A 3,500-nucleotide genomic window follows, 5' to 3' on the forward strand; every position below is an offset into this window, starting at 1 on the left:
GCGGGGGGGCGCGCGCGCCGCGTGGGGGTGGGCGCGCCGCCCACCCGCTCGGGGGTGGTCCCCCCCCCGGTTTGGCACTACACCCCCCGGGGGGTTGGTTTTTTACACGTGAAACACCGACACCCCTTCTCTGTGTCCGCCTCCTGTGCCCGCCTCCCGTGTGCGGCGGGCGGACGCCCCGGGAGAGGCCGCCCCGGGACGGAGCGCCTGCCGTGAGAGGTCTCCGGCCGCCTTGCGCGGTACCGGACCGCCGGGGGTGACCGTGAGGGCCCCGGTCGGGCGAGCGGGTATGTCGACACATCGACGGGCCGGGGTCGGCATGTCGCCGTGTCGATGTTTCACGTGAAACGCCGCGGGACAGAGAGCGGGGTGGGGGAGCGTTTCACGTGAAACACTCCCCAGGGAGGCTTTCGGAGAGTGAGGGCACACTGCGGACACGCCCTCGGGAAGGGCGTCACGTGAAACCCTGGTGCCGCCCGCACGTAGGATCATGAAGGATCTTTTCTCACGCGCGCGGAACCGTGATCCGCAGCGCGCATCCCCCTCTCCGACCGATGCCGCGCCGCGCGCGGAGTCCCGGGTGCGGCGGACCGAGCATGGAAGTGACGATGGACGAGTTCCGACAGGTGGTGACCGATGACCTCGGATGTTGAGGAGCCCGGCGCCGCGCCACCCGCCCCACCAGCACAGGCGGAGGCGGTCTTCGGTGACTCCCTGCCGAAGGCGCGGCGCTACGCCGAACTACTCGCCGACGACGGGGTGCGTCGCGGTCTGATCGGCCCGCGGGAGGTGCCCCGCCTCTGGGAACGCCACCTCATCAACTGCGCCGTCGTGGAGGAGCTGATCCCCGAGGGCGCCGAGGTCGTGGACATCGGCTCGGGCGCCGGCCTTCCGGGGCTGGTGCTCGGAATGATGCGCCCCGACATCCGCATGGTCCTCCTGGAGCCGCTGCTGCGCCGGACGGTCTTCCTCGACGAGGCGGTCGAGATCCTGGAGCTGTCCAACGTGGTGGTGCGCCGGGGGCGGGCGGAAGAGGCCCACGGGCAGCTGCTGACCGACTTCGTGACGGCCCGCGCCGTCGCGCCCCTGCCCCGGCTCGCCGGCTGGGCCCTGCCGCTCCTGCGCAAGGGCGGCAGCCTGCTGGCCCTGAAGGGGGAGCAGGCGGAGGCCGAGCTGGCAGCCGGCCGCGAAGACGTTTCCCAAATGCGGCCGAGCGTTAGCGATGTGATCAGGGTGGGGCGGGGTAAAGTCGATCCCGCTACCACGGTCGTTCGCGTCACGGTGACATCCGACGGTGGTCCGCCCGCGTCAGCAGGTTCCCAGAAGGCGCGGGGCGGCAAGAAGAAGCGCGGACGGAAGAGGTGAACTCATTCGTGCCCCAGAATCCAGCCGACAACGCCGATGTTTCACGTGAAACATCCCCGGGCGCCTATGGAGACCTGCTCGGTGATTCACGTGAAACACCGGCCGGATCCAACTACGGCGTCCCCGACACCCCCCTCGCCCGAGCGGCCCACGCGGCCATGGCGGTTCGCGGGCACGACGAGGTCTGGCCCCGCCCGGCGGCCTGCCGGGTGATCGGCGTCGCCAACCAGAAGGGTGGCGTCGGCAAGACGACCACGACGGTGAACATCGCCGCGGCCCTGGCGATGCACGGGCAGCGGGTCCTCGTGGTCGACCTCGACCCCCAGGGCAACGCCTCCACGGCCCTCGGCATGGAGCGCGACACGCAGACCCGCTCCATCTACCACTGCCTGGTCGAGGACGAGGAGATCCGCAAACTGGCCCAGCCGGTCCCGGACATCCCGAACCTGTGGTGCGCCCCGGCCACCATCGACCTGGCGGGAGCGGAGATCGAACTGGTCTCCCTCGTCGCGCGCGAGGCCCGGCTCAAGCGTGCCTTCGCCGCGTACGACACGTCGGACCTCGACTACATCCTCATCGACTGCCCTCCCTCGCTCGGCCTCCTCACGGTCAACGCGATGGTGGCGTGCGACGAGGTGATGATCCCGATCCAGTGCGAGTACTACGCCCTGGAGGGTCTGGGGCAGCTGCTCCGCAACGTGGAGCTCGTCCAGTCCCACCTCAACCCGGGGCTGGCGGTCAGCACCATCCTGCTGACGATGTACGACGGCCGGACCCGCCTCTCGCAGCAGGTCGCCGACGAGGTGCGCTCGCACTTCAAGGAGACCGTCCTGGACACCCTGATCCCCAGGAGCGTGCGCGTGTCCGAGGCGCCGAGCTACGGCCAGTCGGTGATGACCTACGACCCGGCGTCGACCGGGGCGGTGGCCTACCTGGAGGCGGCTCGCGAGATCGCCCACCGGGCGCGGGCGATCGCCGGCTGACGCCGGATGTTTCACGTGAAACACGGTCTCCGCCCGACCGGTGGGGCCGGGCGGAAAGTTCACAAGGAGTGTGGAGGGAGTTGCCGGTGAGCCAGCAGCGGCGCGGTCTGGGCAAGGGACTGGGGGCGCTGATCCCGCAGGGGCCGCCCGCCCCCGCCCCGGCGGAGAGAGAGCGGGAGACGGCACCGCCGCCCGCGCCGGAGCCGGTGGAGGTGCGTGACACGACAGCGGTGCCCGGCCCGGCCGAGATGCCGGACGGCACGTACCTGGAGGAGGTCAAGCTCTCCGACGTACGGCCCAACCCCCGCCAGCCCCGGAAGTACTTCGACGACGAGGCGCTGGAGGAGCTGCGGGAGTCGATCGTCGAGGTCGGTCTGCTCCAGCCGGTGGTCGTGCGCAAGCTGCCGGTCGGAGCGGAGGTCGGCTTCGAGCTCATCATGGGGGAGCGGCGGTTCCGGGCGAGCAAGCTCGCGGGGCTGGAGCGCATCCCGGCGATCGTGCGCAGGACGGACGACGACGAACTGCTCCGGGAGGCTCTCCTGGAGAACCTCCACCGGCAGCAGCTCAACCCCCTGGAGGAGGCGGCCGCGTACCAGCAGATGCTGGACGACTTCGGCACCACCCAGGCGGAGCTGGCCCACCAGGTCGGCAAGTCGCGCTCGCACATCACCAACACCCTGCGCCTGCTGAACCTCCCCGGCAAGGTGCAGACGCGTGTGGCCGCCGGGGTGCTCAGCGCCGGACACGCGCGGGCGCTGCTGGGGCTGGAGGACCCCGAGCTCCAGGACCGGCTCGCGGCCCGCGTCGTCCAGGAGGGGATCTCGGTCCGCTCCCTGGAGGAGATGGTCTCGCTCCGGGAGGCGCCGGACGACGACCGGCCCCGGAGGGCCGCGGAGCGGATCGCCACCCCGCCCCAGGTGGACGAGTGGGCCACGCGCCTCTCCGACCGCTTCGACACCACGGTCAAGGTCCAGATGGGCCGCAAGAAGGGCAAGATCGTGGTGGAGTTCGCGACACCGGAGGATCTGGCCCGCATCATCGAGCAGATGGACGCGCAGAACTCCTGAGCGTCCCCGGGGTGGTGGTCGAAGGCGGTGTTTCACGTGAAACACCGCCTTCGCGCCGCCCGGACTCCGGGGGCCGCGGTGCGTG

The 3,500-nt window shown here is 71.0% G+C and carries 3 protein-coding genes; all 3 read left to right on the forward strand.

What is annotated here, in order from left to right; translation table 11 throughout:
• Window positions 1-636: 636 nt before the first annotated feature.
• The 3 genes from rsmG (at window position 637) to ACWGL3_RS20840 (ending at window position 3,415) form a co-directional block, all read left to right on the forward strand.
• Window positions 637-1,365 carry a 16S rRNA (guanine(527)-N(7))-methyltransferase RsmG gene (rsmG, locus tag ACWGL3_RS20830; RefSeq protein WP_267947351.1) on the forward strand — a complete coding sequence of 243 codons (729 nt, stop codon included), beginning with the start codon at window positions 637-639 and terminating at the stop codon, window positions 1,363-1,365.
• Window positions 1,366-1,523: 158 nt separating this feature from the next.
• Window positions 1,524-2,348: a ParA family protein gene (locus tag ACWGL3_RS20835; RefSeq protein ID WP_267947350.1), complete on the forward strand. Its 825-nt coding sequence runs from the start codon at window positions 1,524-1,526 to the stop codon at window positions 2,346-2,348.
• Window positions 2,349-2,434: 86 nt separating this feature from the next.
• Window positions 2,435-3,415 (forward strand): ParB/RepB/Spo0J family partition protein, encoded by a 981-nt coding sequence (locus tag ACWGL3_RS20840; protein WP_267947349.1) that lies wholly within the window; start codon window positions 2,435-2,437, stop codon window positions 3,413-3,415.
• Window positions 3,416-3,500 lie beyond the last annotated feature (85 nt).

This window comes from Nocardiopsis sp. NPDC055824 (assembly GCF_053616335.1).